The organism is Pseudomonas sp. IT-P218, assembly GCF_949767605.1.
GTDB classification, from domain to species: domain Bacteria; phylum Pseudomonadota; class Gammaproteobacteria; order Pseudomonadales; family Pseudomonadaceae; genus Aquipseudomonas; species Aquipseudomonas putida_AE.
Genome location: NZ_CATKQQ010000055.1, coordinates 357,352 through 383,034, shown reverse-complemented (window position 1 = coordinate 383,034; position 25,683 = coordinate 357,352). Strand labels below are relative to the sequence as shown.

29 protein-coding genes and 1 pseudogene are annotated in these 25,683 nt (G+C 62.5%); 18 read left to right on the top strand and 12 right to left on the bottom strand.

Going from position 1 to position 25,683, the window contains the following annotated elements; translation table 11 throughout:
* The first annotated feature begins 273 nt into the window (after positions 1 to 273).
* Both rhtA and ACM6I6_RS24445 read left to right on the top strand, forming a co-directional pair.
* Entirely contained in the window at positions 274 to 1,161 is an 888-nt protein-coding gene (gene rhtA / locus ACM6I6_RS24450) for a threonine/homoserine exporter RhtA (protein ID WP_274073282.1), read from the top strand.
* 170 nt (positions 1,162 to 1,331) lie between these two features.
* Positions 1,332 to 1,613 (top strand): hypothetical protein, encoded by a 282-nt coding sequence (locus ACM6I6_RS24445; protein WP_274073281.1) that lies wholly within the window; start codon positions 1,332 to 1,334, stop codon positions 1,611 to 1,613.
* Between the two features lie 15 nt (positions 1,614 to 1,628).
* Here the strand turns inward: ACM6I6_RS24445 and ACM6I6_RS24440 are convergent, their stop codons facing one another.
* A complete protein-coding gene (locus ACM6I6_RS24440; RefSeq protein WP_274073280.1) occupies positions 1,629 to 2,189 on the bottom strand; it encodes a TetR/AcrR family transcriptional regulator in 561 nt (186 codons plus the stop codon).
* Positions 2,190 to 2,282: 93 nt separating this feature from the next.
* Here ACM6I6_RS24440 and ACM6I6_RS24435 point away from each other — a divergent pair, with 93 nt between their 5' ends.
* Together ACM6I6_RS24435 and ACM6I6_RS24430 are read left to right on the top strand one after the other, a co-directional pair.
* Positions 2,283 to 3,011 carry an SDR family oxidoreductase gene (locus tag ACM6I6_RS24435; RefSeq protein ID WP_274073279.1) on the top strand — a complete coding sequence of 243 codons (729 nt, stop codon included), beginning with the start codon at positions 2,283 to 2,285 and terminating at the stop codon, positions 3,009 to 3,011.
* Between the two features lie 36 nt (positions 3,012 to 3,047).
* Positions 3,048 to 3,638 carry a 2-hydroxychromene-2-carboxylate isomerase gene (locus tag ACM6I6_RS24430; protein ID WP_274073278.1) on the top strand — a complete coding sequence of 197 codons (591 nt, stop codon included), beginning with the start codon at positions 3,048 to 3,050 and terminating at the stop codon, positions 3,636 to 3,638.
* Between the two features lie 45 nt (positions 3,639 to 3,683).
* Here ACM6I6_RS24430 and ACM6I6_RS24425 read toward each other — a convergent pair whose 3' ends face one another.
* The 4 genes from ACM6I6_RS24425 to ACM6I6_RS24410 form a co-directional block, all read right to left on the bottom strand.
* Entirely contained in the window at positions 3,684 to 5,492 is a 1,809-nt protein-coding gene (locus tag ACM6I6_RS24425; protein ID WP_274073277.1) for an aminopeptidase P family protein, read from the bottom strand.
* A gap of 64 nt (positions 5,493 to 5,556) precedes the next feature.
* Positions 5,557 to 6,714 (bottom strand): aminotransferase class V-fold PLP-dependent enzyme, encoded by a 1,158-nt coding sequence (locus ACM6I6_RS24420; RefSeq protein WP_274073276.1) that lies wholly within the window; start codon positions 6,712 to 6,714, stop codon positions 5,557 to 5,559.
* Positions 6,715 to 6,920: 206 nt separating this feature from the next.
* Complete coding sequence (locus tag ACM6I6_RS24415; protein WP_274073275.1) at positions 6,921 to 7,535, bottom strand: LysE family translocator; 615 nt, start codon at positions 7,533 to 7,535, stop codon at positions 6,921 to 6,923.
* A 101-nt stretch (positions 7,536 to 7,636) separates the two neighbouring features.
* A complete protein-coding gene (locus ACM6I6_RS24410; RefSeq protein ID WP_274073274.1) occupies positions 7,637 to 7,906 on the bottom strand; it encodes a hypothetical protein in 270 nt (89 codons plus the stop codon).
* Positions 7,907 to 8,037: 131 nt separating this feature from the next.
* On the opposite strand from ACM6I6_RS24410, the pseudogene ACM6I6_RS24405 reads away from it, so the two are divergent.
* A pseudogene (locus ACM6I6_RS24405) lies at positions 8,038 to 8,136 on the top strand (FMN reductase); the annotation flags it as partial.
* Here the strand turns inward: ACM6I6_RS24405 and ACM6I6_RS24400 are convergent.
* A complete protein-coding gene (locus ACM6I6_RS24400) occupies positions 8,136 to 8,501 on the bottom strand; it encodes an antibiotic biosynthesis monooxygenase (protein ID WP_414920823.1) in 366 nt (121 codons plus the stop codon). The pseudogene ACM6I6_RS24405 and the gene ACM6I6_RS24400 overlap by 1 nt on opposite strands.
* Before the next feature lie 95 nt (positions 8,502 to 8,596).
* Between ACM6I6_RS24400 and soxR the strand changes: the two genes are divergently transcribed.
* The 10 genes from soxR (at position 8,597) to ACM6I6_RS24350 (ending at position 16,181) form a co-directional block, all read left to right on the top strand.
* Positions 8,597 to 9,064: a redox-sensitive transcriptional activator SoxR gene (gene soxR, locus ACM6I6_RS24395; protein WP_406592918.1), complete on the top strand. Its 468-nt coding sequence runs from the start codon at positions 8,597 to 8,599 to the stop codon at positions 9,062 to 9,064.
* A gap of 143 nt (positions 9,065 to 9,207) precedes the next feature.
* Complete coding sequence (locus ACM6I6_RS24390; RefSeq protein WP_274073271.1) at positions 9,208 to 9,666, top strand: VOC family protein; 459 nt, start codon at positions 9,208 to 9,210, stop codon at positions 9,664 to 9,666.
* 275 nt (positions 9,667 to 9,941) lie between these two features.
* A complete protein-coding gene (locus ACM6I6_RS24385; RefSeq protein ID WP_406592919.1) occupies positions 9,942 to 11,141 on the top strand; it encodes a PepSY-associated TM helix domain-containing protein in 1,200 nt (399 codons plus the stop codon).
* Positions 11,138 to 11,680 (top strand): thiamine pyrophosphate-binding protein, encoded by a 543-nt coding sequence (locus ACM6I6_RS24380; RefSeq protein ID WP_274073269.1) that lies wholly within the window; start codon positions 11,138 to 11,140, stop codon positions 11,678 to 11,680. The genes ACM6I6_RS24385 and ACM6I6_RS24380 overlap by 4 nt, the downstream gene beginning before the upstream one ends.
* Complete coding sequence (locus ACM6I6_RS24375) at positions 11,677 to 12,006, top strand: hypothetical protein (protein ID WP_274073268.1); 330 nt, start codon at positions 11,677 to 11,679, stop codon at positions 12,004 to 12,006. The genes ACM6I6_RS24380 and ACM6I6_RS24375 overlap by 4 nt, the downstream gene beginning before the upstream one ends.
* Positions 12,003 to 12,575 (top strand): DUF6162 family protein, encoded by a 573-nt coding sequence (locus ACM6I6_RS24370; RefSeq protein WP_323608114.1) that lies wholly within the window; start codon positions 12,003 to 12,005, stop codon positions 12,573 to 12,575. The genes ACM6I6_RS24375 and ACM6I6_RS24370 overlap by 4 nt, the downstream gene beginning before the upstream one ends.
* A 35-nt stretch (positions 12,576 to 12,610) precedes the next feature.
* The gene (locus ACM6I6_RS24365; RefSeq protein ID WP_274073266.1) at positions 12,611 to 13,537 is read left to right on the top strand and encodes a metal ABC transporter substrate-binding protein; all 927 of its coding nucleotides are present in this window, start codon (positions 12,611 to 12,613) and stop codon (positions 13,535 to 13,537) included.
* On the top strand, positions 13,534 to 14,379 hold the full coding sequence (locus tag ACM6I6_RS24360; protein ID WP_414920822.1) for a metal ABC transporter ATP-binding protein: 846 nt from the start codon (positions 13,534 to 13,536) through the stop codon (positions 14,377 to 14,379). The genes ACM6I6_RS24365 and ACM6I6_RS24360 overlap by 4 nt, the downstream gene beginning before the upstream one ends.
* Positions 14,379 to 15,278, top strand: a complete 900-nt coding sequence (locus ACM6I6_RS24355) for a metal ABC transporter permease (RefSeq protein WP_033041974.1) — start codon at positions 14,379 to 14,381, stop codon at positions 15,276 to 15,278. Before ACM6I6_RS24360 ends, ACM6I6_RS24355 begins: the two co-directional genes overlap by 1 nt.
* A complete protein-coding gene (locus ACM6I6_RS24350) occupies positions 15,279 to 16,181 on the top strand; it encodes a metal ABC transporter solute-binding protein, Zn/Mn family (protein ID WP_414920821.1) in 903 nt (300 codons plus the stop codon).
* Positions 16,182 to 16,723: 542 nt separating this feature from the next.
* Here ACM6I6_RS24350 and ACM6I6_RS24345 read toward each other — a convergent pair.
* The 5 genes from ACM6I6_RS24345 to ACM6I6_RS24325 form a co-directional block, all read right to left on the bottom strand.
* Complete coding sequence (locus tag ACM6I6_RS24345; protein ID WP_128608950.1) at positions 16,724 to 16,951, bottom strand: MbtH family protein; 228 nt, start codon at positions 16,949 to 16,951, stop codon at positions 16,724 to 16,726.
* A gap of 81 nt (positions 16,952 to 17,032) precedes the next feature.
* Positions 17,033 to 18,445 carry an aspartate aminotransferase family protein gene (locus tag ACM6I6_RS24340; protein ID WP_414920820.1) on the bottom strand — a complete coding sequence of 471 codons (1,413 nt, stop codon included), beginning with the start codon at positions 18,443 to 18,445 and terminating at the stop codon, positions 17,033 to 17,035.
* A gap of 41 nt (positions 18,446 to 18,486) precedes the next feature.
* A complete protein-coding gene (locus ACM6I6_RS24335; protein WP_274073262.1) occupies positions 18,487 to 19,008 on the bottom strand; it encodes a GNAT family N-acetyltransferase in 522 nt (173 codons plus the stop codon).
* A gap of 91 nt (positions 19,009 to 19,099) precedes the next feature.
* Positions 19,100 to 20,425: an ATP-binding protein gene (locus tag ACM6I6_RS24330; RefSeq protein ID WP_323607111.1), complete on the bottom strand. Its 1,326-nt coding sequence runs from the start codon at positions 20,423 to 20,425 to the stop codon at positions 19,100 to 19,102.
* Positions 20,422 to 21,102, bottom strand: coding sequence for a response regulator (locus ACM6I6_RS24325; protein WP_034151358.1), 681 nt, complete (start codon positions 21,100 to 21,102; stop codon positions 20,422 to 20,424). The genes ACM6I6_RS24330 and ACM6I6_RS24325 overlap by 4 nt, the downstream gene beginning before the upstream one ends.
* A gap of 154 nt (positions 21,103 to 21,256) precedes the next feature.
* Here ACM6I6_RS24325 and dsbD point away from each other — a divergent pair, with 154 nt between their 5' ends.
* The 3 genes from dsbD to dsbG are packed head-to-tail and all read left to right on the top strand — an operon-like array spanning position 21,257 to position 24,590.
* Positions 21,257 to 22,993 (top strand): protein-disulfide reductase DsbD, encoded by a 1,737-nt coding sequence (dsbD, locus tag ACM6I6_RS24320; protein WP_323607110.1) that lies wholly within the window; start codon positions 21,257 to 21,259, stop codon positions 22,991 to 22,993.
* Positions 22,993 to 23,847, top strand: coding sequence for a TlpA disulfide reductase family protein (locus tag ACM6I6_RS24315; protein WP_274073259.1), 855 nt, complete (start codon positions 22,993 to 22,995; stop codon positions 23,845 to 23,847). Before dsbD ends, ACM6I6_RS24315 begins: the two co-directional genes overlap by 1 nt.
* Positions 23,823 to 24,590 (top strand): thiol:disulfide interchange protein DsbG, encoded by a 768-nt coding sequence (gene dsbG / locus ACM6I6_RS24310; protein ID WP_274073258.1) that lies wholly within the window; start codon positions 23,823 to 23,825, stop codon positions 24,588 to 24,590. Before ACM6I6_RS24315 ends, dsbG begins: the two co-directional genes overlap by 25 nt.
* Positions 24,591 to 24,696: 106 nt before the next feature.
* Here the strand turns inward: dsbG and ACM6I6_RS24305 are convergent, their stop codons facing one another.
* A complete protein-coding gene (locus ACM6I6_RS24305; protein WP_323628122.1) occupies positions 24,697 to 25,521 on the bottom strand; it encodes an alpha/beta fold hydrolase in 825 nt (274 codons plus the stop codon).
* Positions 25,522 to 25,683: the final 162 nt, after the last annotated feature.

Genomic DNA, 25,683 nt, shown 5'->3' with positions numbered 1-25,683 from the left:
CTTTTTCAACTTCCTCTTGGCCTCGATGAACTGAAGCAACCTGCTGTCAAAACCACGTAACTCATTGTTTACCAAGGAGTTTTCCGTTTCGACTGCGCCGGAAGTGGGGCGAATTATAGGCTTCCAGAATCTGCCGTCAAGCACTGATTTGCTTTATCTATCGTGAGGAACAAAAACACTGCTTATATATAGATGCGCCGGCAGCGTTTGCGCAGTATATTGCTCAACACAAAATATAACACTTCAGCTCCATACCTCGGACGGTGCCTCTCAATGAACGATCAGCCGCGCAGCCTTGCCTCGACCCTGTTTTCGGTCGGCCTGCTATTAATAGCCATGGCATCGATTCAGTCGGGAGCCTCACTGGCCAAAAGCATGTTCCCCATTATCGGCGCCCAGGGCACCACCACCCTGCGCTTGACCTTCGCCAGCGTGATCATGGTGTTGCTGCTGCGCCCATGGCGGGCCAGGCTCACCGCAAAATCACTGCGCACCGTGATTGTCTATGGCATGGCACTGGGCGGGATGAACTTCCTCTTCTATATGTCCCTGCGCTCGGTTCCCCTGGGTATCGCGGTCGCGCTGGAGTTCACCGGGCCATTGGCCGTTGCCATCTACGCTTCACGCCGCGCCATCGACTTCCTGTGGATCGCCCTGGCCGCTGTCGGCCTGCTGCTGTTGATACCGACGGGCGCAACGGCGCAAGGCATTGATCTGCTGGGGGCTGGTTACGCATTGGGGGCAGGTGCCTGCTGGGCGCTGTACATTCTTTTTGGGCAAAAGGCCGGTGCCGACAACGGCGTGCAGACCGCCGCCCTGGGCGTTGTGATTGCCGCACTGTTTGTCGCCCCGATCGGCATTGTGCATGCCGGCGCGGCGCTGTTGACCCCGGCATTGATTCCGATCGCCCTCGGGGTTGCCGTGCTGTCCACGGCCCTCCCCTATACGCTGGAAATGGTCGCCCTCACCCGCATGCCGGCCAGGACCTTCGGCACATTGATGAGCATCGAGCCGGCGGTGGGTGCCTTGTCCGGTCTGTTGTTCCTGCAGGAATTCCTGTCTCTGTCACAGTGGATGGCCATCTTGTGCATCATCCTGGCTTCCGTGGGCGCCACCATGACCATGGGCAGTAACGCCAAGCCCGCCGTTGCAGCCGATTGAGGGGCGGATTTGCATAGACTCTGGTAATTGCCGCGCAATTAGGCCATGTTTAGGCCCGCAACCCAGTGCCAGAAATGGATTTTTTCAGGACAGGGGCCTCAAAACGCTTCATGCGTAAAGCGAACACTGCCAGACCGGGCGATAGATCCGGGAACGCTACAAGGATAGCAATGAAACGAATTTTGATACTGATCGCCGTTCTTGCAGTTGCGGGCTGCGCGGCGACCGCCAAACCCCAGACCAAACACGGCAAGAAAGGAATCCATATCAACTGTTCGGGGCTGTCGTCCTCATGGGACCAGTGCTACTCCAGCGCCGCCCACTCGTGCGCCCCCAAGAGCTACAAGGTCATTGCCAAATCCGGCGACGCCGTTGAAGAACCGGGTGATTATCTGTTCGGGATCAACCCCGCGGGCTACACCAGCCGCAGCATGATCGTCATCTGCAAATAATCTGCAGCCATCCTGTCAGGCCCTCGGGCCTGCCAGCTGGCGGCCAATCTCCTCATGACTGGACTTCAGCACCTTGCGCTGCAGCTCCGGCGTGGCGAGCATTCGCGCCACCACCAGTGCACCGACGCATTGCGACAGAATCGCCCAGGCCAGGCTGTCGCTCTCCAGCACCTGCGCCCAACGCTCCTGAAGCTGGCAGATCCAGTGCTCGGCCTGCTGCCTGATCAGTAGATCCGAGCGGGCAATTTCGGCTCCCAACGCCGGTAATGCACAACCGGTTTCCGGGTGCTCGACGTGGGACATGCTCAGGTAGAGCTTGAGGCAACGCTCGAATTTTTCGCGATCCTTGTCCGCCCCCAGCCGCTCCAGGCTTTGCCGCAGCTCACGCTCGACAATGGATGCGAACAACTCGTCCTTGGACGCGAAGTGACTATAGAACGCCCCGCCACTCAAACCGATGGCCTTCATCAAACCATCGACACCTACCGTGGAAAAACCCGATTGCTTGGCCGACACCGCGCTGCTTTGCAGCAGTTTCTCTCGGGTTTCCAGCTTGTGACTGGCTGAATAACGCATTGTCCTTACCTCTGGTTCGATCATCTTGACGCCTGTCGAATCGTAGCATAACGTTCGTTTAGTTAACGATCGTTTACTAAAGAGGTCCAGGCAATGAATAACAAGAAGGTCGTACTGGTTGTCGGCGCGGGGGACGCCACGGGTGGCGCCATTGCCAAACGCTTTGCACAGGAGGGATTTGTTGCCTGCGTGACCCGGCGCAGCGCGGACAAGCTCCAGCCTCTGGTCGATGCCATCAATGCAGCCGGCTGTGAAGCCCACGGCTTCGCCTGCGATGCCCGCAAGGAAGACGATGTGGTTGCACTGGTCGAGCAGATCGAAAGCGAGATCGGCCCGATCGAAGCGTTCGTGTTCAATATCGGCGCCAACGTGCCTTGCAGCATCCTCGAAGAAACCGCCCGCAAGTATTTCAAGATCTGGGAAATGGCCTGCTTCTCAGGCTTTCTCAATGGCCGGGAAGTGGCCAAGCGCATGGCCACGCGGCAACGGGGCACGATCCTGTTCACCGGCGCCACCGCCGGTTTGCGCGGCGCCGCAGGTTTTGCGGCGTTTGCCGGCGCCAAGCACGGGATCCGTGCGCTGGCACAAAGCATGGCGCGCGAACTGGGGCCGATGAATATTCATGTCGCCCACGTCGTCGTCGACGGCGCCATCGATACCGATTTCATCCGTGACAGTTTCCCCGAGAAGTACGCGACCAAGGATCAGGACGGCATTCTCGACCCCGAACACATCGCAGAGAACTATTGGTACCTGCACAGCCAGCCCCGCGACGCCTGGACCTTCGAAATGGACCTGCGCCCCTGGAGCGAACGCTGGTAACCCCTCCCCTACAACAACAAAAAGAGTGCATCGACCATGAGCAAGATCGTGGAGTTCTATTTCGACCTGGGCAGCCCCGCCACCTACCTGGCGTACACCCAACTACCGAAGATCTGTGAGCAGACCGACAGCCAGCTGATCTACGTGCCCATCCTGCTCGGCGGTGTGTTCAAAGCCACCGGCAACGCTTCCCCGGCGACCATACCTGCCAAGGGTCGCTACATGTTCATAGACCTGGATCGTTACGCCAATCGCTATGGCGTGCCATTGAAAATCAACCCGCACTTCCCGATCAACACACTGGTGCTCATGCGTGCCGTGACAGGTGTGCAGTTGCGCCAAACCGAGCGCTTTGCCGCGTTCATCGATTGCCTCTTCAAGGCACTGTGGATCGATGGTCGCAACCTCAATGATCCGGCCACTGTCGGGGCAGTATTGAGCGAAAACGGTTTCGACCCGGAAGAAATCCTGGCCCTGAGCGCTGACGAAGAGGTCAAGAATGCCCTCAAGGAAACCACTGAAAAAGCCGTGCAACGCGGCGTGTTCGGCGCACCGAGCATGTTTGTCGGTGATCAGCTGTTTTTTGGCCAGGATCGGTTGGATTTTGTCATCGAAGCCCTGAGTTAAAACCCGAGGCCCGGGCGCTGGAGACGGCGCCCGAGCTCAAGTCAATCAGATGGTCGCAGTACGGGTGTTCAACCACTCCAGCGCAGCGCCGTCGAGCAACGGGCTCAAACGCTCGCGCACTTCGGCGTGGTAAGCGTTGAACCACTGCTTTTCTTCCTCGCTCAGCAACGAGGTTTCCAGGCAGCGTGTGTCAATCGGGCACAGCGTCAGGGTTTCGAAACTGAGGAATTCGCCGAATTCGCTGGTGCCTGCCTCGCGGTTCATCGCCAGGTTCTCGATGCGCACACCCCAGCGGCCTGGACGATAGGTGCCGGGTTCGATCGAGGTGATCATGCCTGGCAGCATCGCGGTTTGCGGCGCGGGTGCAGCCTGGTAGGCAATCACCTGCGGACCTTCGTGAACGTTGAGGAAGTAGCCGACGCCGTGACCGGTGCCGTGGCCATAGTCGACGTTTTCCGCCCAGATCGGTGCCCGGGCGATGGCGTCCAGCAGTGGCGACAGGATGCCTTTGGGGAACCGCGCACGGGACAGCGCGATCACGCCCTTGAGCACCCGAGTGCAATCGCGTTTCTGTTCCTGCGTCGGCGTGCCGACCGCGACCATGCGCGTGATGTCGGTGGTACCACCCAGGTACTGGCCGCCGGAATCGATCAGCAACAAGCCGTCACCTTCGATCACCGCGTGCTCTTCTTCGGTGGCGTGGTAATGCGGCATGGCGCCGTTCGCGTTGAAGGCGGCAATGGTGTTGAAGCTCAGCGAAACGTAACCCGGCCGGCGTTCGCGCGCAGCGGTGAGTTTTTCGTCGATAGTCAGTTCGGTAATCCGCTCACGGCCCCAGGCCGATTCGAGCCAGGTGAAGAATTCGCACAGCGCCGCGCCGTCCTGCTCCATGGCCTGGCGGATGTGTTCGGCGTCGGCCAGGCTCTTCTGGGACTTGGCCAGGGTGGTCGGATTCAGGCCTTCGAGCAGTTTGACAGCGCTGTCGAGGTTACCCAGCAGGCCAGCCGTGACCCGCGCCGGGTCGACCAGCAGGCTCGCCCCCGCCGGCACAGCGCGCAGGGCCTCGGCCACTTCGCTGTAATCGCGCAAGGTCACGCCGTCCTGTTCCAGGGCCGCACGCAACGGCGCATCGACCTTGCTCAGCGCCACGAACAGTGTTGCCTGCTGCTGGCTGATCAAGGCGAAGGAAACGAACACCGGGTTGAACGACACATCGCCGCCGCGCAGGTTGAACAGCCAGGCAATGTCATCGAGAGTGGCGATGAAATGCCAGTCGGCACCCCGTGCCTGCAGGGTTTCGCGCAGCTTGGCGAGTTTTTCGCCACGGCTGACGGTAGCCTGTGGCGGCAAGTGCTGATAGATCGGCTCGTTCGGCAGGCTCGGGCGGTCGCTCCAGACTTCGCTCAACAGGTCGATGTCGGTGCGCAGGCGTGCGCCCCGCTCTTCCAGCTTGCTGCCCAATGTGCGCGCGGAAGCCACCGCCATCACCGCGCCATCGACCGCGACCACGCCGCCTTGCGGGGTCTGCTCGGCCAGCCAATCCAGCGGCCCGGGTTGTCCCGGTTGCAGCTTGACCAGCTCGATGCCGCTGCCCTTGAGTTCCTTGCTCGCCTGTTCCCAATAACGGCTGTCGGCCCAGACGCCGGCGAAATCCGCGGTAACGATCAGGGTGCCGACCGAACCGTGGAAACCCGACAACCATTGGCGCCCTTGCCAGTAACCCGGCAGGTATTCGGACAGGTGGGGATCGGCGGACGGCACCAGCAGGGCATGGATGCCCTCCCGGCTCATCAGCTCGCGGGTTTGCGCCAGGCGCTGGGGCACTGACCCGGTGATCGTAAACTGCGTATTCATCGTGACTCCTGCTAACCACTCGTCATTATTGTTCGGTGCCGATCAAGGTCGGCACTTTGTTACCCTATTGCCAGAAGGCCGGAGCACTGGCGCAGGCGGTTCTAATCAGCTGTACCGCTTGGTCGATATCCTGTTCGGTGGTGAAACGCCCCAGGCTCAAGCGAATGGTGCGACTCGCCGTACGGGCATCATGCCCCAGGGCCAGCAGCACATGGGAGGGCGCATTGCTCGCGGAATTACAGGCCGAGGTCGCGGAGAACGCCATCGAGGCGAGCAACACCGCCGAGTTGAACTCGCCTTCACTGAAGGTCAGGCTCAAGGTATGCGGGATGCGTTGAGTCAGGCTGCCATTGAGCCGCACGCCGGGAATGCTCAGCAATTGCTCGAGCAGGCGTTCGCGCAGATGCACGATCGAGGCTTTTTCTTCATCGAACGAGGCTGCCGCCAGGGCAAAGGCCGCGCCCATCGCGGCAATCTGGTGGGTCGCCAGGGTACCGGAACGCAGGCCGCCTTCGTGACCGCCGCCGTGGATCTGCGCCAGCAGGCGCTGCTGCGCACGCGGGCCGACATACAGCGCGCCGATGCCTTTGGGACCATAGAGCTTGTGCGCCGAGAAGGACATCAGGTCCACCGGCCACTGCGCCAGGTCGATCGCTACCTTGCCCGCGCCTTGCGCCGCGTCGACATGAAACAACGCATTGCGCCCGCGCACCACCTGGCCGATGGCCGGGATGTCGTTGACCGTGCCCAGTTCATTGTTGACCAGCATCAGCGACACCAGGAAGGTGTCCTCGCGCATGGCTTCGCGCACCGCTTGCGCGCTGATCAGGCCATCGGCGTCCGGCACCAGGTACGTCACCGCCACCCCGCTGTCCTGCAACTGTTTCGCGGTGTCGAGGATGGCCTTGTGTTCGATCTGGCTGGTGATGATGTGGCCGCCGGATACGCCGCGGGCCTGGGCAACACCCTTGAGGGCCAGGTTGTTGGATTCGGTGGCGCCCGAGGTCCAGACGATCTGTTCGGGCGTGGCGCCAACCAGTTCGGCGACCTGGCGCCGCGCCTGCTCGACCGTTTGCCGGGCCTGTTGGCCAAAAGCATGGGAGCTGGAGGCCGGATTGCCGAAGTTGCCTTCAAAGCCCAGGCACTCGACCATGATCTTGATGACGCGCTCATCCACCGGCGTGGTGGCGGCGTAGTCGAAATACAGCGGACGTTTATTCATAAAAGACTCGCAGAGCGTGTTCCGGGATCAGGAAGCTCATGACTGCAAACGGCAAGACGCAGCCTCATGAGCTGCGTGCGGTTTTCAGAAGGTTACCAATACCTGATCGGATGCCGTTAAAGAAGAACAACTTCATTTAAAAATGCGTCGGAACGCTCCTGAAAAGCCAGCTTAACAGGCATCGGGCAAGCGGTTGAAGCAATGCGTCAGCTAAAGCTTTCGAGCAAGATCGGATACAGCGACGCCACCAGCAGCGCGGCCATGCCCCAGTTGAACAGGCGCAACCAGCGCCGATCCTTGAGCACGTTGCGCAACAGCGTGCCGCAAGCGGCCCAGACGCCGACGCTCGGCAGGTTGATCAGGGCGAACACCGCCGCAATCACGATCACGTTGGTGAAGTAGCCCTGCATGGGTGTGTAGGTGCTGATGGCACCGATCGCCATGATCCAGGCCTTTGGGTTGACCCACTGGAAAGCGGCGGCGCCCAGGTAGCTGATCGGCTTGGCCTCGCCTTTCGCGCTGTCGGAGACGGGGCCGGAATGGGCGATTTTCCACGCCAGGTACAGCAAGTATGCCGCACCGACGTAACGCAGCACCGTGTACAGCACGGGATAAGCCTGGAACACCGCGCCCAGCCCGAACCCTACTGCCACGACCAGCACGAAGAATCCGCAGGTGATGCCCAGCATGTGGGGAATGGTCCGTTGAAAGCCGAAGTTCACCCCGGAGGCCAGCAACATGGTGTTGTTCGGACCGGGCGTGATCGAGGTGACGAGGGCAAACAGGGCAAAGCCCAGCAGCAGATCGAACGAGAGTGTCATGGGTGGCAGTCCATCGGGGTCAGTCAGGTATTGACCCTATCGCGAACCTTGGGGGAAACCCATGGACAGTTAGGCGAAAGTTCGAGCAGTACAGTCTTGGCTCAGCTCGGGCGACCGTGCAGCTGTACAGCTCGCTCGGCGTTCATCTCGCCCTGTTTGTCGAAGCCAAATGTCTTCTGTGGCTGGCCGAGCAGTTCGGCTTTCTTCGCGTGGTATTCGTCGAAGGACAAGCCGCGACGATTCAGCGCCTCCAGCGCCAGTTCCCGGGTTTCTTCAGCGGTGTAGGGGCGCAATTCCGGGGAAACATGGCTGGCACATCCAGCGAGTACGGAGACCGCGAGCAGCAAGAAAGTGGCGATTAGAGGTTTCATTTTCGGCGTCCTGGCATCAGGTTCGGGGCAATGAACACAGGCTACTCGCGCCTTTATCCGAGCAGAAATCAACGCTCTCGATAGTGGCTATCGGGATTTTCCAATGCAGGCTTCATATGATGTAGCGTCCATTGAAAGTCATTGCCCTCTCCGGCGGTACCTGGCGCCCTTCGCGCACCCTGGTGCTGACCCAGGCTCTGCTGGCGCAATTAGCCGAGCAACTGTCGATCTAACCCGGCAGATTGCAGTGCAGCGCCTGATCGTGGCTGCGTTCCAGGCTGCGCAGCACCTGGAACGAGCCGAAGGTCACGGCCTTCGCCTGATGGGCGCGGATCAGCTGCCAGAAATCCTGTTCGCCGCTTTCAAACGCCTGAAACGCCGCCTCCCCCGCCTCACGGGTTTGCCATTGCAGGTAATTGAGCACCCGCCGACCGTCCTCGCTGGCCTGGATGCTGGCACTTAGAAAGCCGCTGTGATGCTGGGCCAGACGCTCGGTCTGCTGCGACAGCGCCGACACCAGCGCCAATTGTTGATGCGGTTCGATTTCGAATTCGATCAGTTGGGTGAAGCTGCGATGTTTGGCTGGCGCGTTCATGGATAGTCCCCACTCAGGTGCAAAGCGAATCTTGCGATCCGAAGACGTGCAGGGTAAAACCTCCAGTTAAGTCAAGGTCAAGGGGCATTTTTTAAATGATTACCTCGCAAAACTCCCATAAGGAGCTCAGCGTCGGCCAACTGGCGGCCCGCAGCGGCGTCGCGGTCACGGCGCTGCACTTTTATGAAACCAAGGGATTGATCAAGAGCAACCGCAACCAGGGCAACCAGCGCCGTTATCCACGGGAGGTGTTGCGGCGGGTGGCGTTGATCAAGGTGGCCCAGCGCCTGGGCATTCCGTTGGCGGAGATCGGCGAGGCGCTCAAGACCCTGCCGGACAATCGCGCACCGACGGCGGCGGACTGGCAGGTGATGTCGGCGCAGTGGAGCCGGGAGCTGGATGAGCGGATCAATCAGTTGACCTTGTTGCGGGACAAGTTGAATGGCTGCATTGGTTGCGGGTGTTTGTCGATGGAGGCGTGTCCGTTGCGTAATTTTGGCGATGTGCTGGGGGAGCGTGGGCCAGGGGCGCAGTTGCTGGAATCGGGGGTTGAGCCGAGATAGCGGCGCGGCCATCGCGAGCATCTTTTTGTGAACTTGAAACATTCCGAAGATCAAAATCAAAGGATCGCAGCCTCCTGCAGCTCCTACAATTGTTCGGCTGGAGAGCGATCTTCAATCCACAACAAGAAAAGGGAGAACCCATCATGAGCGTTAAACCGATTCCAGAGGGTTATCACAGCATCACCCCGTACCTGGGCATTCAAAAAGCAGCCGAAGCCATCGATTTCTACAAAAAGGCCTTCGGCGCCATCGAGGTCATGCGCCTGTCCATGCCCGACGGCGGCATCGGCCACGCCGAACTGCGCATTGGCGATTGCCCGATCATGCTCGGCACTCCGTGCGATCAAGGGCCGCTGAGCAATCCCGACAACTCGCCGTCGGTGGGCCTGCACCTGTACGTGACCGATGTGGACAAGTCCTACAAACAGGCGATCGACGCTGGCGGCACCGTGGTTTCCGAGGTCAAGGATCAGTTTTACGGTGACCGCTCCGGGACCTTGAAGGATCCCTATGGGCATATGTGGTTCCTGGCCACGCGTAAAGAGGACCTGACCCAGGAGCAGATCGAGCAGCGGGCGAAGGAGATGTTCCAGCAAGGATGAAATATGCGGTGCCTGAGCGGCCCTCTTCGCGAGCAAGCTCGCTCCCACAGGGGATCTTCTGTGAACCGGTGGGAGTGGGTTTGCTCCTGGCGACGATGGCCTGGCGAAACACGAAACATTTTCTTTCATATCTCCCTTCCTGATTTAGGGTGCTCATCCGTCCTATATAGATGCAGTCCTGTCGCGTAGGCAAAAGCCACGACCGGACCTTCCATTGACCTCATCGCTGCGAAGCCCGTAGCAGAGGCCTTTCATCGATATAAGACGCCCTGATCATGTCGAAGAAATCCCGCTCCAAACTCTGGTTCCTGGTCCATAGCTGGCTGGCGCTGCCGATCTGGTTTTTCGTCCTGATCGTCTGCGTGACCGGCACTCTCGCGGTGGTCAGCCAGGAGATCGTCTGGCTGGCCAACCCGCAAATGCGCGCTAGCGCCCCTGCGGACGATGCGCCGCGGCTCAATTACGACCAGATCGTCGCCGCGATCAGGCAGGCCGAGCCCGACATCATCGTCGACAGCATCAGCCGCCCCGACGAATCGCACTTCGCCCTGGACGTCGGCGTCACCTACCCCGACGGGCGGGCGCTGACGGTGTACGTCAACCCCTACACCGGTGCCATCCAGGGCCCCGCGCCGCAGTTCAACTTCCAGGCCTTCACCCGTGCCCTGCATGGCTGGTGGCTGGTGCCGTTCACCAACGGCTACAGCTGGGGCTGGTACCTGGTGTCGTTTCTCAGCCTGCCGATGCTGGCGTCCCTGGTGACCGGGCTGGTGGTGTACAAGCGGTTCTGGAAGGGTTTTTTGCGTCCGACCCTGCGCATTCGCCATGGCGCGCGGATTTTCTGGGGGGATTTCCACCGTCTCAGCGGCATCTGGTCGATCTGGTTCATCGCGGTGATTTCCGTCACCAGTACCTGGTTCCTGATCGAGGCGTTCATGTTCGACAACCAGATTTCCATCTCCACCGCGCCGGTGGCTGCCGTGGTCCCGCGGGAAAGCGTGCCGCTCACCGCCGATGGGTCGCCCACGCCGATGATCAGCCTGGAAGCGGCGATCCGCGAGGCCAAGGCACGTATCCCGGGGCTCGACGAGAGTTTCATCAGCATGCCGGCCAATGCCTACAGCTACCTGTCGGTGGGTGGGCGCAGTTGGTACCCGCTGATGTTCCAGACCGCTGACATCAACCCCTACACCGGCGAAGTCGCCGCCACGCGCCTGCTGTCGGACCGCTCAGGCCTGGAGTTCGTCACCGAATCCATGCGTCCGCTGCACACCGGTGATTTCGGTGGTATCTGGATCAAGCTGATCTGGTGCTTCTTCGGCCTGCTGTTGAGCATGATGGTGCTCAGCGGCCTGCTGATCTGGACCAAACGCACCGCCCTGGCCACGGCCAACGCCCTCAAGCGCAGCAACAAACGCCCGCGCAACGAGCCTGCTACGGCCAACAGCCGTGAAACCACGGAGGTCAGCCCATGAGCCAGGTCGCCACTCAAGCACCCCGTTCGACCCTGAGCCGCCTCTGGCACAAATGGCGCTTCCACATCAACGTCCTGCTGTTGCTGGTGCCGCTGGGCTTCATGCCCAAATACTTCGCCGATGCTGCGCTGTTTCGCGGTGACACGGGTCTGGGCGAGCGGGAAATTGGCGAAGTCCAGGTCGGACCCTGGAGCCTGCGCCTGGCCGAACTGCGCAACGAAGCACCACGGCCCGATGGCCCGGCCGGCCACATGAAAAGCTTCAATGCCGCGCTGTGCGACAGCTGCCGCGAGCAGGTCAAGGCGACATACCTGCGCATCGGCAAGCCACGCAGCCTGCGCGCCGCCGGGGTGATTTTCTTCGGCACCCCGTACCGCATGGGCGCCATGCTGCCGATCCCGGAAAAAACCAAAGCCGACGCCGAACTGTGGATCACCATGGAAGGCTGGGACGGCTCCATGCACCAGGCATCCATTCCTCTGAGCCAGGCTTCCCCCGCCACCCTCGCCTGGCTGTCCACCCAAGGAGGCAAACCATGATCAACCCTCTTCGTCCTTTGCGCGCCGCGCTGCTGGTGCTCTGCGCCGGCTTCAGCGCAAGCGCCCTGGCCCACAACCCGATGTGCGAATGCAAGGCCATCGATGCCGAGCAGATCAAGTGCACCGGCGGTTTTTCCGACGGCAGTGGCGCACCGGGCGTGACCCTGGACGTGATCGGCTACGACGAAACCATTCTGGTGCCAGGCAAGCTCGGGGCCGACTCGACCCTGACCTTCAAGAAACCCGGGGCCGAGTTCTATGTGCTGTTCGACGCGGGCCCGGGCCATGTGGTCGAAATCGACCAGGCGGACATCGAAAGCCCATGAGTACGCCAACCACCCAAGTCGTCCGCCCGGCCGGTGCCGGCCACGAAACCCTCTACGTATTGCTGTTGTGCCTGATGATCCTGGCGGTGGCAGGTTCCGTGGTCGCCTGGCGTGGTGAGTCGCAGCAGGTGAGCAGCGTCAACAGTCATCAACTGGATGCCCGCCGCGACCTGAGCGCCTCCGAACAAGGCATCTATGCCGATCTGCGCGTGACCCTCGACGAGATTCACTTGCTGCGCCAGGAACAACAGACCCTGCCGACACCTGAAACCCTCGCCGATGAAGGCTTTGCCCCCTTTGCCCAAGACGCCAGTTCGGTCAGCCGCGGTGGTCATGCCTGGCAGTTGCTCGACGCCAGGGCGTACTTCGGACAGAGCCAGAGCACCACAGTGGCCGGCTCGTTCCTGATGCGCCTGAGCGCTGACGACGACGCGCCGGACATCTGGCTCAACCGCGCCACCGACCTCAAGGCCCCCGCCGACCTCAGCGATGCCACGCTCGAAGGCGCCGGCTGGCAGCAGATCGTCGCGCAATTCGATGCCGGCGTGACCCGCCAGCACCGACACTGAACCCTCGCCTTCCTCCGAGAGAAGACCGCTTTCCCATGCCTACTTCATCGCTACGTTCTTTCCTGCGCCTGTCACTGGTCGGCCTGCTGGCCTGCCTGCTGACACCCCTGGCCAGCGCCGACCAGGCCAAGCGCCTGCGCATCGGCATCACCCTGCACCCTTATTACAGCTACGTGGCCAACATCGTCGGCGACAAGGCCGAAGTGGTGCCGCTGATTCCCGCCGGCTTCAACCCCCACGCCTACGAACCACGGGCCGAGGACATCAAGCGCATCAGCGGGCTCGACGTGATCGTGCTCAATGGCGTCGGCCATGACGATTTCGCCGACCGCATGATCGCTGCCAGTGAAACGCCGAACGTGCCGGTGATCGAGGCCAACGAAAACGTGCCGCTGCTGGCCGCTACCGGCGTTGCCGCACGCGGCGCCGGCAAGGTGGTCAACCCGCACACCTTCCTGTCGATCAGCGCCTCGATTGCCCAGGTCAACAATATTGCCCGGGAACTGGGAAAACTCGACCCGGCCAATGCCAAGACCTACACCGAGAACGCCCGAGCCTACGGCAAGCGCCTGCGCAAGATGCGCGCCGACGCCCTGGCCAAGTTGACCGAGGCGCCGAACGCCGAATTGCGCGTGGCCACGGTTCACGCCGCCTACGATTACCTGCTACGCGAATTCGGCCTGGAGGTGACGGCGGTGGTTGAGCCGGCACACGGCATCGAACCGAGCCCGAGCCAGCTGAAAAAGACCATCGACCAGCTGCGTGAGCTGGACGTGAAGGTGATCTTCTCGGAGATGGACTTCCCTTCCACCTACGTCGACACCATCCAGCGCGAATCCGGGGTGAAGCTGTACCCGCTGTCGCACATTTCCTACGGCGAATACACCGCCGACAAGTATGAAAAGGAAATGACCGGCAACCTCAACACCGTGGTGAGGGCGATTCAGGAGTCCGGGGCATGACATCGAAAGAAACCCTCCTGGCCGATGCGCAATCCCCTGTGGGAGCGAGCCTGCTCGCGAAGGCGTCCAGTCTGGCGACATCTTCATTGAATGACACAGCGCAATCGCGAGCAGGCTCGCTCCCACAGGTTTCGGGGCCGACCCTGGATTTCGCCGACGTCAGCCTGACCCTCGGGCGCACGACGATCCTCGACACAGTCACCTTTCAGGTCCGCCCCGGTAGCGTGCATGCGCTGGTCGGCCCCAACGGTGGCGGCAAGAGTTCGCTGATCAAGACCCTGCTCGGGCAGATGCCGCACCAGGGCCGTTTGAGCCTGCAATGGCCGGGCGAGCCGGGGACGATCGGCTACGTGCCCCAGGCGCTGGAATTCGATCGTGGCCTGCCGATGACCGTGGACGATTTCATGGCTGCGATGTGCCAGCGGCGTCCGGCGTTCCTCGGTTTGAGCAAGCATTACGCAACGGCGATTGGTGAGGCGCTGGAGCGGGTCGGCATGCAGGACAAGCGCAAGCGGCGCATGGGTGCGCTGTCGGGCGGCGAACGTCAGCGGGTGTTGTTGGCGCAAGGGTTGATTCCAGCGCCGCAGCTGTTGGTGCTGGACGAACCGATGTCAGCCCTCGATGAAGCCGGCATCCGCGTATTCGAACGTTTGCTGGGCGACTGGCGGGCGGCGGGCATCACCGTGCTGTGGATCGAGCACGACCTGGAAGCGGTCGGGCGCCTGGCCGATCACGTCACCGGGCTCAACCGCCGGGTGCTGTTCGACGCCACGCCGCAACAGGCGCTGACCCCGGATCGCCTGCTGACGCTGTTTTCGACCCATCCACGGAGCCTTGCCTGATGAGTTACGAAGCCTTTCGCTTGATGGTCCAGGGCTGGGCCTCGTCGGGTTATCTGCCTGAGGCGCTGGCCTATGGATTTGTGGTCAACGCGCTGCTCGCCGGCTTGCTGATCGGCCCGGTGCTGGGTGGTTTGGGCACCCTGGTGGTGGTCAAGCGCTTCGCGTTTTTCTCCGAAGCGGTGGGTCACGCGGCGCTGACCGGCGTGGCCATCGGCATCCTGCTGGGCGAACCCTACACCGGGCCTTACGGCAGCCTGTTCGGCTACTGCCTGTTGTTCGGCATCCTGCTCAACTACCTGCGCAACCGCACGGGCCTGGCGCCGGATACCTTGATCGGCGTGTTCCTGTCGGTGTCGTTGGCGCTGGGTGCCAGTTTGCTGCTGATCCTGGCCGGCAAGATCAACGTGCACATCCTCGAAAACGTGCTGTTCGGTTCGGTGCTGACGGTCAACGGCAATGACCTGCTGGTGCTGGCCATCGTCGGTTCGCTGGTCATGGCCCTGGCCTTGCCGCTGTACAACCGCATCATGCTCGCCAGCTTCAATCCGCAACTGGCGGCGGTGCGCGGGGTGGCGGTGAAGTCCCTGGATTACCTGTTCGTGATCCTGGTGACGCTGATCACCGTCGCCGCCGTGAAAGTCATTGGCGCCATCCTGGTCGGCGCGCTGTTGGTGATACCGGCCGCGGCCGCACGCTTGCTCAGCCAGTCACTCAAGGGCTTCTTCTGGTGCTCGGTGCTGATCGCCACGGTGAGCACGCTGTGCGGGATTCTCGCGCCGATCGTCTTCGACCTGCCGATCCCGTCCGGTGCCGCGATCATCCTCGTGGCCGGTATCGCCTTCGCCCTGGCCGCCATCGCGCGCGGCGTCGTCCCCAGCCTCAAAGGGAACCTTGGATAAATGTCATTTTCTCTGCGACAACTGACCCTGGCCCTCGCCCTGTGCGGGCTCGCCACCACAACCTTCGGCGCTGACGGCAGCAAACCGCTGCGGGTGCTGGCCTCGTTGCCCATCACCTACGGCCTGGGCGAAGTGTTGCTCAAAGGCACTGACGTCAGCCTTGAACGCGCGGCGCCCGCCAACCTGCCGGGCAGTCGCCAGACCGCCTACTTCACCGGCCGTGGTGCCCCGGCGCTGGCTAAATTGGCGACCGACGCCGATGCGGTGATCGGCTTGCGTTCACTGTGGCCGGACGATCCGCTGTACCCGATCTCCCGGCGCAGCAACATCCGCATCATCGAAGTCGACGCCGCCCGACCGGTGGATGGTGCCCTGCCCGGCATTGCCGTGCAGCCGGGCAATCAGGTCGATGGCTTGAACAGTCAGCCGTGGCTGGCCAGCAACAACATGGGACGCATGGCCGACGTTTTGGCGGCGGACCTGGTGCGCCTGGCCCCCACGGCCAAGCCTGCGATCGAGGCGAACCTGGCGGCGCTGAAACAGCGTTTGCTCAAGCTCAGCGCCGCCAGCGAAGCGCGCCTAGCGGCCGCCGACAACCTCAGCGTGATGAGTTTGAGCGATCACTTTGGCTACCTGATTGGCGGGCTCAATCTGGAGTTGGTAGGGCTGGATGCACGACCGGATGCCGAGTGGACACCTGAGGCACTGAAGACCTTGACGGCGACGCTCAAGGACAACGACGTGGCGGTGGTGTTGCATCATCGGCAGCCGTCGGACGCGGTGAAAGCGGCGGTCACCGAGGGTGGAAGTCGGTTGGTGGTGTTGAGTGTCGATGCTGCTGATCCGGTGGCCGAACTGGAAGGGGATGTGGATCTGGTGATCAAGGGATTGAGCGGCGCCTAACTGTAGGAGGACGCCTTCGCCGGCAAGCCGGGCTCCTACAGGTCCGCGGCGGCCACCGATTCACGTGCGGCGCAAAACATTGTAGGAGCTGGCTTGCCAGCGAAGAGGCCCGCAAGGACGCCTTCGCCGGCAAGCCGGGCTCCTACAGGTCCGCGGCGGCCATCGACTCACGCGCTGCACAACCCATTGTAGGAGCTGGCTTGCCAGCGAAGAGGCCCTCGATGACGCCTTCGCCGGCAAGCCGGGCTCCTACAGGTCCGCGGCGGCCACCGATTCACGTGCGGCGCAAAACATTGTAGGAGCTGGCTTGCCAGCGAAGAGGCCCGCAAGGACGCCTTCGCCGGCAAGCCGGGCTCCTACAGGTCCGCGGCGGCCACCGATTCACGTGCGGCGCAAAACATTGTAGGAGCTGGCTTGCCAGCGAAGAGGCCCTCGAGGACGCCTTCGCCGGCAAGCCGGGCTCCTACAAGGGCATGTCGCCCCCAGATACAAAAAAGCCCGCTGACCTGACCGGTTCAGCGGGCCTTTTCATGCGAGATGGCTTAGTGCGCCACTGCCGCCTGCTCGTCCATCTTCTGGCGCAGGCTCAGCGGACGCATATCGGTCCAGGTCTCTTCGATGTAGGCCAGGCATTCCTTTTTCAGCCCGCTCTTGCCCACGGTACGCCAGCCCTCGGGCACGGCTTTGTAGTCGGGCCAGATCGAGTATTGCTCTTCATGGTTGACCACGACCTGAAAGAGGATGTCTTCACGGTCGAATACTGACGTCATGCTGTCTCTCCATCGCTGTAGGGTGGGCTGTACGCTGTGTGCAGCCGCTATGTAGAAGGAACGTTGCAGGGCCGGGAAAATTTAGAGGTTGGCGGTGGCTGCGGCCAAGGCCCTGCCGAAAATCTCGGCCACTCGATCGATTTCCGCGGAGGTGATCACCAGCGGTGGCAGGAAACGCACCACCGCGCCATGTCGCCCGCCCAGTTCAAGAATCAAGCCGCGCTTGAGGCATTCGCGCTGCACCAGCGGCGCCAGTCGCGCAAACGACGGTGGGTGACCCAGGGCATCGGGCGCGCCGGTCGGATCGACCAGCTCCACCCCGAGCATCAGGCCTCGACCCCGAATATCGCCCAGCTGCGGAAAGTCGCGCTGCAGGATGCGCAGGTGCTCGGTCAGGCGTTCGCCCATGGCGGCGGCGTGTTCGCAGACCTTGTGCTCCACCAGGTAACGCATCACCGCAGAACCGGCGGCCATCGCCATTTGATTGCCGCGGAAGGTCCCGGCATGGGCGCCCGGCAGCCAGGTGTCGAGCCAGTCGCGATAGACCACCACGGCCAATGGCAAGCTGCCACCGATGGCTTTCGACATCACCACCACGTCCGGAATGATCCCGGCGTGCTCGAAAGCAAACATCTTGCCGGTGCGCGCGAAGCCACTCTGGATCTCGTCGACGATCAGCGCCACGCCAGCTTTTTCGGTGATCCGGCGCAAGCCGCGCAACCAGTCGAGATCGGCCGGGATGACCCCGCCCTCCCCCTGCACCACCTCGACGATCACCGCCGCGGGCAGTTGCACGCCGGCCTCTGGATCGTTCATCAGGTTTTCCAGGTAGTTGAGGTTGGCCTTCACCCCCTGCGCACCGCCCAGGCCAAACGGGCAACGGTAATCGTAGGGGTACGGCATGAACTGCACGCCACTGCTGAGCAAGGCACCCAAGGGCTTTTTCGGCCCAAGGCTGCCCATCAGGCTCAGCGCGCCCTGGCTCATGCCGTGGTAGCCGCCCTGGAACGACAGCACGGTGCTGCGGCCGGTGGCGGTGCGAACCAGTTTCAAGGCGGCTTCCACCGCGTCGGTACCGGTAGGACCGCAGAACTGGATCTTCGCTTCAGCGGCCAGGGCCGGCGGTAACAAGCCGAACAGGTCCTGGACGAACTGATCCTTGACCGGCGTGGTCAGGTCCAGGGTGTGCAGCGGCAGTTCGTCCGCCAGCACGCGCTGGATCGCTTCGATCACCACCGGGTGGTTGTGCCCCAGGGCCAGCGTCCCGGCGCCCGCCAGGCAATCGATGAAGGTGCGGCCTTCGACGTCTTCGACATACAGGCCCTTGGCGCGTTTGAGTGCCAGCGGAATGCGTCGCGGGTAACTGCGGGCATTGGACTCCTGCTGGCTTTGACGCGCCAGCAACGGCGATTCGTTGAACTGATAAAGCGTCTCGGCCGGCACCGGAGTGATCCGGGCCGACTGGTCTTCCATAAGCCTGGTAGCGACTGACATCTCTCGACCCCTCAATAAGGTTTTCCTGTTCTGGAAACGCATCAGGGCGCCGGGGATTTAGACCCTTGATCGTCTTTCCATGAAGGTGACGCCAGGCCTTTATGCATGGGGATGGCGTGAAGCCCCGCGACCATGAAGGATCGGGCACACCGCTGGTAGCCCAGGCGCCGATAAAACGCTTCGCTGGTCTTGGTGCTATAGAGTCGCGCCTGGTTCAGGCCCCGGGCGACCAACCAGCCTTCGAGGTCTTGCACCAGCGCCAGCCCCGCCCCTCGCCGGAACGATTCCGGCTGCACGTAACAGAACGCGAGCGTGCCGGTGGTTGCGGCCATGGCGACGCCTACCGGCTTGTCCTGCAGCAGGGCGATGCTCAGGTACAACCGCTGATCGGTCAGCCACGGCTGGATGTGCTGGATGGTCTTGTTGTGGGTCCAGGTGGCAACGATGTGCGGATCGTTGCGATGGTCGAGCGCGCAACCGACCCGGATGGAGCGCTCGATGATGCGGCTGATGATGCCGGCGTCGGCCGGGGTTGCCTGGCAGGTGCGTATCGATGCTTCCATGGTGCTGTCACCTCAATCCGTTGAGAGTGAGCAAAACGATAGTTGTGGAAGGTCCAGGCGGCCAATGTCGAGAAGTTACATCTCATGTACGTCAGAGGGGTTGCAACGGCATCGTCAGCTCCACCCGCAATCCATCCGGCCGACTGTCGAAACGCAAGGTACAGCCGCAGCGCTGGACGATCGCCTGGACAATCGCCAGGCCGAGCCCACAGCCGTTGCTCTGGCCGTTGCGCCAGAAGCGTTGGGTCAAGTGTTGCAGGTCGTCTTCGGCAATGCCCGGGCCATGGTCGCGAACCACGAACTGCACGCGGTTGCCGGTGGTTTCCAGACTCAACTCCACCGGCCCGTTACCAGGTGTGTGGCGCAAGGCGTTGTCCAGGAGGTTGCGCAGCGCCGCAATCGACAGCACCGCGGGCATTTTCACCGGGGCGGGAGAAGCCCTTGTTGGCAGATGGAGCTTGATGCGCTGACGATCACCCCCGGCTGCATCCTGGATCGCCAGTTTCGCCACCTGCTCGGCACTGCACTGCACGCCATCGTCGAACGACAGGCTGCCCTCGACCCGCGCCAGCAACAGCAGTTGCTCAAGGGTTCGGTGCAGACGGTCAGCACCCTCTTCGGCCCGGGCCAGGGATTGATCCCGGGCCGCGCCGTCGGTCATGCGCGCCACTTGCAGGTGGGTCTTGATCGCGGTCAGGGGGCTGCGCAATTCATGGGCGGCGTCACCGGTCAGCCGCCGTTCCCGTTCGATGGTCTTGCCGATGCGCTGGAACAACTGGTTCTGTGTGTCGAGCAGCGGTTGCAGTTCGCTGGGCAATGGCTGGACCTGCAAAGGCTCCAGGGAGTCAGGGCTGCGGCGCATCAAGGCGTCGCGCATGCGGTTGAGCGGCGCCAGCCCCTGGCCGATGCCGAGCCAGAGCAGGCACAGGCAGCCGAGCAGCGCCACGCCCACCGGCACCGAAGCGGCCAGCAGGATCGACATGTTCAGCGCCTCGCGTTCAATCTGCCGATCGGCCGTGGTGATCCGCAAATCGCCACGAGCCAGGGTGAAACTGCGCCACGGCGCGCCGTCGATGATCTGGTCGTGGAAGCCCATTTTCTCGGCTTCCAGGGTTTGCCCCGGATCGCTGTGGCTGCGGGCGAGGATTTCCCCGCGCAACGAACTGACCTGACACGCCATGCCACCGGGAATGTTCAGTTGTTCAGCGCTGAAATGGGTGCCCTCGCCCTTGCTTGGCAACGCCGGTAATTGCTCCATGAGCCCGGCGACCATGCGCGCCGAGGCCACCAGGCGCTGGTCGAGGGAAAACATCATCTGATTGCGCAGGTCGCTGAGCATCCAGGCCGCGGCCAGCGCCCAGATCAGGGCAAAGGCGCCGCCGAGCGTCAGGCTCAGGCGCAAACGCAGGCTCATCACTTCGATTGATCTCCGCCATCGGCCGGCCCCAGGCGATAGCCCAGGCCGCGCACGGTCTCGACGATGCCGTTGCCGAGCTTGCGCCGCAGGTGATGGATATGGACGTTGAGGGCATTGCTCTCCAGTTCGTCGTTAAAACCGTAGACGCTGTCCTTGAGCTGCTCGGTCGACAGCACCCGGCCGCGGTTATGCAGTAGCGCCTGCAACAGCGACTGCTCGCGGCGCGACAGGTCCACCGGCTGGCCGGCCAGGGTGGTTTCGCGGCTGCTCGGGTCGTAGGTCAGGGCGCCGTGCTCGATCAGGTTGACGCTGCGACCGGCCACCCGCCGCAACAGCGTGTGCAGCCGCGCGGCGAGTTCGCGCAGGTCGAACGGCTTGAGCAGATAATCGTCGGCACCGGCCTGCAAGCCGTCGACCCGATCGGTGACCGAGTCGCGGGCCGTGAGAATCAGCACCGGCAACTCCAGGCCGTTGTGACGCAGTTGCTGCAGGAGTTTCAGACCGTCTTCGTCCGGCAGCCCGAGGTCGAGCACCATGACATCAAATTCGGCGACCTTGAGCATCGCCCGGGCCGCCGACGCGGTGGCGACATGTTCCACGGTCAGGCCCTGGGCCGTCAGGCCGGCGACGATGCCGCTGGCAATCAACTCATCGTCTTCGCAAACCAGTACGTGCATGGAGAGCCTCGTGTAAATAACGCTGATTAGGCCATCGACCGATTAAGCGGACATTATGCCGCAACTGCCGCTGAAACCCGGCGACCGGGGTTAATCATCGGTTAATCGACACCACCCATTGTGCAGCTCACTTGCTAAAGGATAAGGCTTTTCCATGCGTCAGCTGTTTCTACTCGTCGCCCTGCTGTTCTCCGGCCTGACCCAGGCGGGCGGCAATCCGTTCGAGACCAAACCCGACTTCCTGCCCGTCGACAAAGCGTTCGTTTTCACCTCCGAGCGCCTTGAGTCCGGCGAAACCCAGCTGTTCTGGCAGATTGCCGACGGTTATTACCTGTATCAGAAACGCTTGAAATTCGACGGTCTGGCTGTCGAGCAGCATCCCGCGCTGCCGGAAGGCGAAGCCCACAGCGACGAGTTTTTCGGTGAACAGCAGGTTTATCGTCAAGGCCTGGAGCTGAAGCTCCCGGCGGGCGCCAGCGGTCAGGTCAAGGTCAGTTACCAGGGCTGCGCCGATGCCGGGCTGTGTTATCCACCGCAAACCCGGGTCGTGGACCTGGGCAACTCTAACGCCCTGGGCACGGCCAATGAAGCGCCGGACCAGGCCCTGGCCAGCAATCTGCAGCAACGCGCCCTGGGCTGGAGCCTGCTGGTGTTCTTCGGCCTGGGCCTGCTGCTGGCGTTCACCCCCTGCTCGCTGCCAATGCTGCCGATTCTGGCCGGGCTGATCGTCGGCAGCGGCGCGACGCCCAAGCGTGGCGTGGCCCTGGCCGGCAGTTATGTGGTGAGCATGGCGCTGGTGTACGCGGCGATGGGTGTGCTGGCCGCATCCCTCGGGGCGAACCTGCAAGCCTGGCTACAAAACCCTTGGTTGCTGGGCAGTTTCGCGGCGATTTTCGTGCTGCTGGCCTTGCCGATGTTCGGTTTCTTCGAGCTGCAACTGCCGGTGGCGGTGCGTGATCGCCTGGAAAACGTCTCGCGCAACCAGCGCGGTGGCAGCCTGGTCGGCGCAGGTGCCTTGGGCGCGTTGTCCGGCCTGCTGGTCGGCCCGTGCATGACCGCGCCGCTGGCCGGCGCGCTGCTTTATATCGCGCAGAGCGGCAACGCGCTGCACGGTGGATTGATCCTGTTTGCAATGGGCATCGGCATCGGTGTGCCGTTGTTGCTGCTGGTGACGGTGGGCAATCGTTTCCTGCCCAAGCCTGGCGCCTGGATGAACCTGCTCAAGGGCATCTTCGGCTTCCTGTTCCTCGCCACGGCATTGCTGATGCTGCGCCCGGTGCTGGATGAGTCGCTGTGGGTCGGCTTGTGTGGTGCATTGCTGCTGGTCGCGGCCTACAGCGCCTGGAAGCAGTCGGACGGATTTGGGCGCATCGCCCATCTGTTCGGCGCCACCTCGCTCCTGCTGGGTTTGTGGGGCAGCCTGTTGATGATCGGCGCGGCGGGAGGCAGTGATGACCTGTTCAAGCCATTGCAGGTGTTCCGCACTTCCGGCTCGGCCGTCGCCGCCGTGCCCAGCGGCCACGACGCCTTTACCACCATCAAGGACCCTGCGGCCTTGCAGCGCGAACTCGACGCGGCGCAGGCGCAAGGCCAGTGGGTGCTGCTGGACTACTACGCCGACTGGTGCGTGTCGTGCAAGGTCATGGAAAAACAGGTTTTCGGCAAAGCGAAGGTAATGCAAGCCCTGAGCGACGTGCGCTTGCTCCGACTGGACGTCACCGCCGACAATGCCGCCAGCCGTGAACTGCTCGGCCGTTACAAAGTGCCAGGCCCACCGAGCTTGCTGTGGATAGGTGCCGACGGCCTCGAGCGACGCAGCCAGCGCATCACCGGCGAGGTCGATGCCGACACCTTCCTGCAACGCTGGACCACCACCCGAGACGCCCGTTAATGCTGACCTTTACTCTCGGCACCTTTGCCATCGCGCTCAACCATTTGCTGCTGATCAGTGCATTGGTGCTGGCGACGTTCGTCGGTTGGCGGGTGGCCAAGCGCGGTGGCGAGAACCCCGAGTCGGTGCTGTTTAGCCTTTTCCTGATCGGCATGCTCGCGGCGCGGATCGGTTTCGTCGCCGTTTACTGGGCCCACTATCGCAGCGATCCGTGGCAGGTCATCGACCTGCGCGATGGCGGGTTCCTCGCCTGGCCAGGGGTCATCGCGCTGGTGCTCGCCGCGCTGTACCGGGGCTGGCGTCGCCCGGGCCTGCGCCGTCCGCTGGGCTTCGGCGTGGCCAGCGGCCTGGCGTTCTGGTTGCTGGCGACCTTCTCGCTGACCATTTATGAACAGGGCACGCGCCTGCCGGAGATCACCCTGCGCAATTCCGCCGGTGAAACCGTGCAACTGGCGGACTACAAGGGTGGCCCGCTGGTGATCAATTTGTGGGCCACCTGGTGCCCGCCCTGCCGCCGGGAAATGCCGGTGCTGGAAGACGCCCAGATGCAACGCCCGGACCTGACCTTCCTGTTCGTCAACCAGGCCGAAAGCATGCAAAGTGTCAGCACCTTCCTGGAGACCCAGGGCCTGAGCCTGTCCAATGTGCTGTTCGACGGCAGCGGTCGCCTGGGCCAGGCTGTCGGCTCAATGGCCTTGCCGACTACGCTGTTCTATAGTCCCGACGGCCGCCTGCTGGGCAGCCACCTGGGCGAGCTGTCGCAAGCCAGCCTGGCCCGCGCCCTGGAAAACTTCGATTCCGTACCTGCCACTTCTGCAAGGAAACTGCCATGCCCCGCCTCCGCCACCTGCTAACCCTGAGCCTGGGTGCCGCCCTGCTGCACCTGCCATCGGTGCAGGCCGAAGAGCTGCCCGAGGCGATCAAGAAGATCGAGGCCAAGGGCGCGAAAATCGTCGGTCAATTCGACGCCCCCGACGGCCTGCGCGGGTACGCGGCGCAATACCAGAACCGCGGTATGGCGCTGTACCTGACGCCCGATGGCAAGCATGTATTGCTGGGCAACCTGTACGACGAGAAAGGCAATGACCTGAGCAGCGCGCCGTTGCAGAAACTGGTGTACGCGCCAATGTCCAAGGAAGTCTGGGCCAAGATGGAAACGAGCAACTGGATCGCCGACGGCAAGAAGGATGCGCCACGCATTGTCTACATGTTCAGCGACCCGAACTGCCCCTACTGCAACATGTTCTGGGAACAGGCGCGGCCGTGGGTCAAGGCCGGCAAGGTGCAGTTGCGGCACATCATGGTCGGGATCATTCGCGAGGACAGCCCGGGCAAATCCGCCGCGCTGCTGGCTGCGAAGGACCCGCAAAAAGCCCTGGCGGACCACGAAGCGGCTGGCAAGGGCAGCTCGCTCAAGGCCTTGAAAGAAGTGCCACCGGCGATCCAGGCCAAGCTCGCGGCCAATATGCAATTGATGGAAGACCTGGAGCTGCAGGCCACTCCGGCGATTTTCTATATGGATGACAAGGGCGAGTTGCAGCAACAGCAAGGGGCGCCTTCGCCGGATAAGTTGGCGCAGATTCTTGGGCCGAAGTAGTTTTCCGAAGATTCGGTGGTGAACTCACCGACGCCCTCGCGAGCAAGCCCGCTCCCACATTTTGACCGGGATCTACTGTGGGAGCGGGCTTGCTCGCGAAGAACGATTACGCGGTCGCTCGGGTTCTCTCGTTTAGAAACTGCAGCAACGCTTGAGTGACAAACCCCGGATTCTCCAGATTGGAAATATGCCCCGCCTCCGGCACCAGCACATACGGGCAACCAATCAACCCGGCCATTTCCTGCGTTTCACTCGGCGGACGTGGTTTGTCCTGATCGCCACACATCACCAGCGTGGTCGCTGCGTTCAATTGCCCCAGACGCGGCAACAGGTCATCCCGGCCAAAGGTAATCCGCCCCATCGGCACGATGCTTTCACGCAAACGCTCAGGCGGCAGCGCGGCGAGTTTGCTGCGGAAGTCCTGATACAGCGCCGACTGCGGATCGATGCCCGGACGGAAAAAGATCGGCACCACGATATCCAGTAATTGCGGCGAGATGACGCCGGTTTCTTCAATCATCTTGAACAGCGAAAAATAGTATTGCCGGGTCGGTTCCGGTTCGACACCGACGTAAGTGTCCATCAACACCAGCCCGTTGAGCCGTTGCGGCGCCGCCAACGCCAGGCGCACACCCCACATGCCACCCACCGACAGGCCGACCAGGGTCACGCGATCGATGTCCAGGTGATCGAGCAGCGCCAGGGCCTGGTGTGCGATGTCATCCAGCGACGTTGTGCCGGCAGGCAGCGGCCCGGATTCACCGTGGCCCCACAGGTCCAGGGCGATCACCCGATACTGTTGCGACAACGTGGCAATCTGCGGGGCCCACATGGCCTGGTCCCACAGGTAACTGCCCGCCAGCAGGACTGCCGGGCCGGTGCCTTGATCGAGGTAGTGGAGGGGTTGGCCGTCTATCGTTACGAAGGGCATCGAGTGGCTCCGCCGGTGGAAAGGGAGCAGGAAGACTGAGCGGATGAGGGTCTGTAGTCAATCACACGAATGTATGCATACGTACAACCTCATCGCCAGCAGGCTGGCTCCCACAGTTGAACGCGATCGACTGTGGGAGCCAGCCTGCTGGCGATGAGGGAT

Coding starts and splice junctions, on each gene's coding strand:
- soxR (WP_406592918.1), top strand. CDS start 8,597: ATGATTACCTCGCAAAACTCCCATAAGGAGCTCAGCGTCGGCCAACTG.
- ACM6I6_RS24440 (WP_274073280.1), bottom strand. CDS start 2,189: ATGCGTTATTCAGCCAGTCACAAGCTGGAAACCCGAGAGAAACTGCTG.
- ACM6I6_RS24335 (WP_274073262.1), bottom strand. CDS start 19,008: ATGGAAGCATCGATACGCACCTGCCAGGCAACCCCGGCCGACGCCGGC.
- ACM6I6_RS24365 (WP_274073266.1), top strand. CDS start 12,611: ATGCCTACTTCATCGCTACGTTCTTTCCTGCGCCTGTCACTGGTCGGC.
- ACM6I6_RS24375 (WP_274073268.1), top strand. CDS start 11,677: ATGATCAACCCTCTTCGTCCTTTGCGCGCCGCGCTGCTGGTGCTCTGC.
- ACM6I6_RS24380 (WP_274073269.1), top strand. CDS start 11,138: ATGAGCCAGGTCGCCACTCAAGCACCCCGTTCGACCCTGAGCCGCCTC.
- ACM6I6_RS24305 (WP_323628122.1), bottom strand. CDS start 25,521: ATGCCCTTCGTAACGATAGACGGCCAACCCCTCCACTACCTCGATCAA.
- ACM6I6_RS24390 (WP_274073271.1), top strand. CDS start 9,208: ATGAGCGTTAAACCGATTCCAGAGGGTTATCACAGCATCACCCCGTAC.
- ACM6I6_RS24420 (WP_274073276.1), bottom strand. CDS start 6,714: ATGAATAAACGTCCGCTGTATTTCGACTACGCCGCCACCACGCCGGTG.
- ACM6I6_RS24370 (WP_323608114.1), top strand. CDS start 12,003: ATGAGTACGCCAACCACCCAAGTCGTCCGCCCGGCCGGTGCCGGCCAC.
- ACM6I6_RS24425 (WP_274073277.1), bottom strand. CDS start 5,492: ATGAATACGCAGTTTACGATCACCGGGTCAGTGCCCCAGCGCCTGGCG.
- ACM6I6_RS24410 (WP_274073274.1), bottom strand. CDS start 7,906: ATGAAACCTCTAATCGCCACTTTCTTGCTGCTCGCGGTCTCCGTACTC.
- rhtA (WP_274073282.1), top strand. CDS start 274: ATGAACGATCAGCCGCGCAGCCTTGCCTCGACCCTGTTTTCGGTCGGC.
- dsbG (WP_274073258.1), top strand. CDS start 23,823: ATGCCCCGCCTCCGCCACCTGCTAACCCTGAGCCTGGGTGCCGCCCTG.
- ACM6I6_RS24350 (WP_414920821.1), top strand. CDS start 15,279: ATGTCATTTTCTCTGCGACAACTGACCCTGGCCCTCGCCCTGTGCGGG.
- ACM6I6_RS24315 (WP_274073259.1), top strand. CDS start 22,993: ATGCTGACCTTTACTCTCGGCACCTTTGCCATCGCGCTCAACCATTTG.
- ACM6I6_RS24435 (WP_274073279.1), top strand. CDS start 2,283: ATGAATAACAAGAAGGTCGTACTGGTTGTCGGCGCGGGGGACGCCACG.
- ACM6I6_RS24340 (WP_414920820.1), bottom strand. CDS start 18,445: ATGTCAGTCGCTACCAGGCTTATGGAAGACCAGTCGGCCCGGATCACT.
- dsbD (WP_323607110.1), top strand. CDS start 21,257: ATGCGTCAGCTGTTTCTACTCGTCGCCCTGCTGTTCTCCGGCCTGACC.
- ACM6I6_RS24400 (WP_414920823.1), bottom strand. CDS start 8,501: ATGAACGCGCCAGCCAAACATCGCAGCTTCACCCAACTGATCGAATTC.
- ACM6I6_RS24385 (WP_406592919.1), top strand. CDS start 9,942: ATGTCGAAGAAATCCCGCTCCAAACTCTGGTTCCTGGTCCATAGCTGG.
- ACM6I6_RS24430 (WP_274073278.1), top strand. CDS start 3,048: ATGAGCAAGATCGTGGAGTTCTATTTCGACCTGGGCAGCCCCGCCACC.
- ACM6I6_RS24445 (WP_274073281.1), top strand. CDS start 1,332: ATGAAACGAATTTTGATACTGATCGCCGTTCTTGCAGTTGCGGGCTGC.
- ACM6I6_RS24345 (WP_128608950.1), bottom strand. CDS start 16,951: ATGACGTCAGTATTCGACCGTGAAGACATCCTCTTTCAGGTCGTGGTC.
- ACM6I6_RS24360 (WP_414920822.1), top strand. CDS start 13,534: ATGACATCGAAAGAAACCCTCCTGGCCGATGCGCAATCCCCTGTGGGA.
- ACM6I6_RS24415 (WP_274073275.1), bottom strand. CDS start 7,535: ATGACACTCTCGTTCGATCTGCTGCTGGGCTTTGCCCTGTTTGCCCTC.
- ACM6I6_RS24325 (WP_034151358.1), bottom strand. CDS start 21,102: ATGCACGTACTGGTTTGCGAAGACGATGAGTTGATTGCCAGCGGCATC.
- ACM6I6_RS24355 (WP_033041974.1), top strand. CDS start 14,379: ATGAGTTACGAAGCCTTTCGCTTGATGGTCCAGGGCTGGGCCTCGTCG.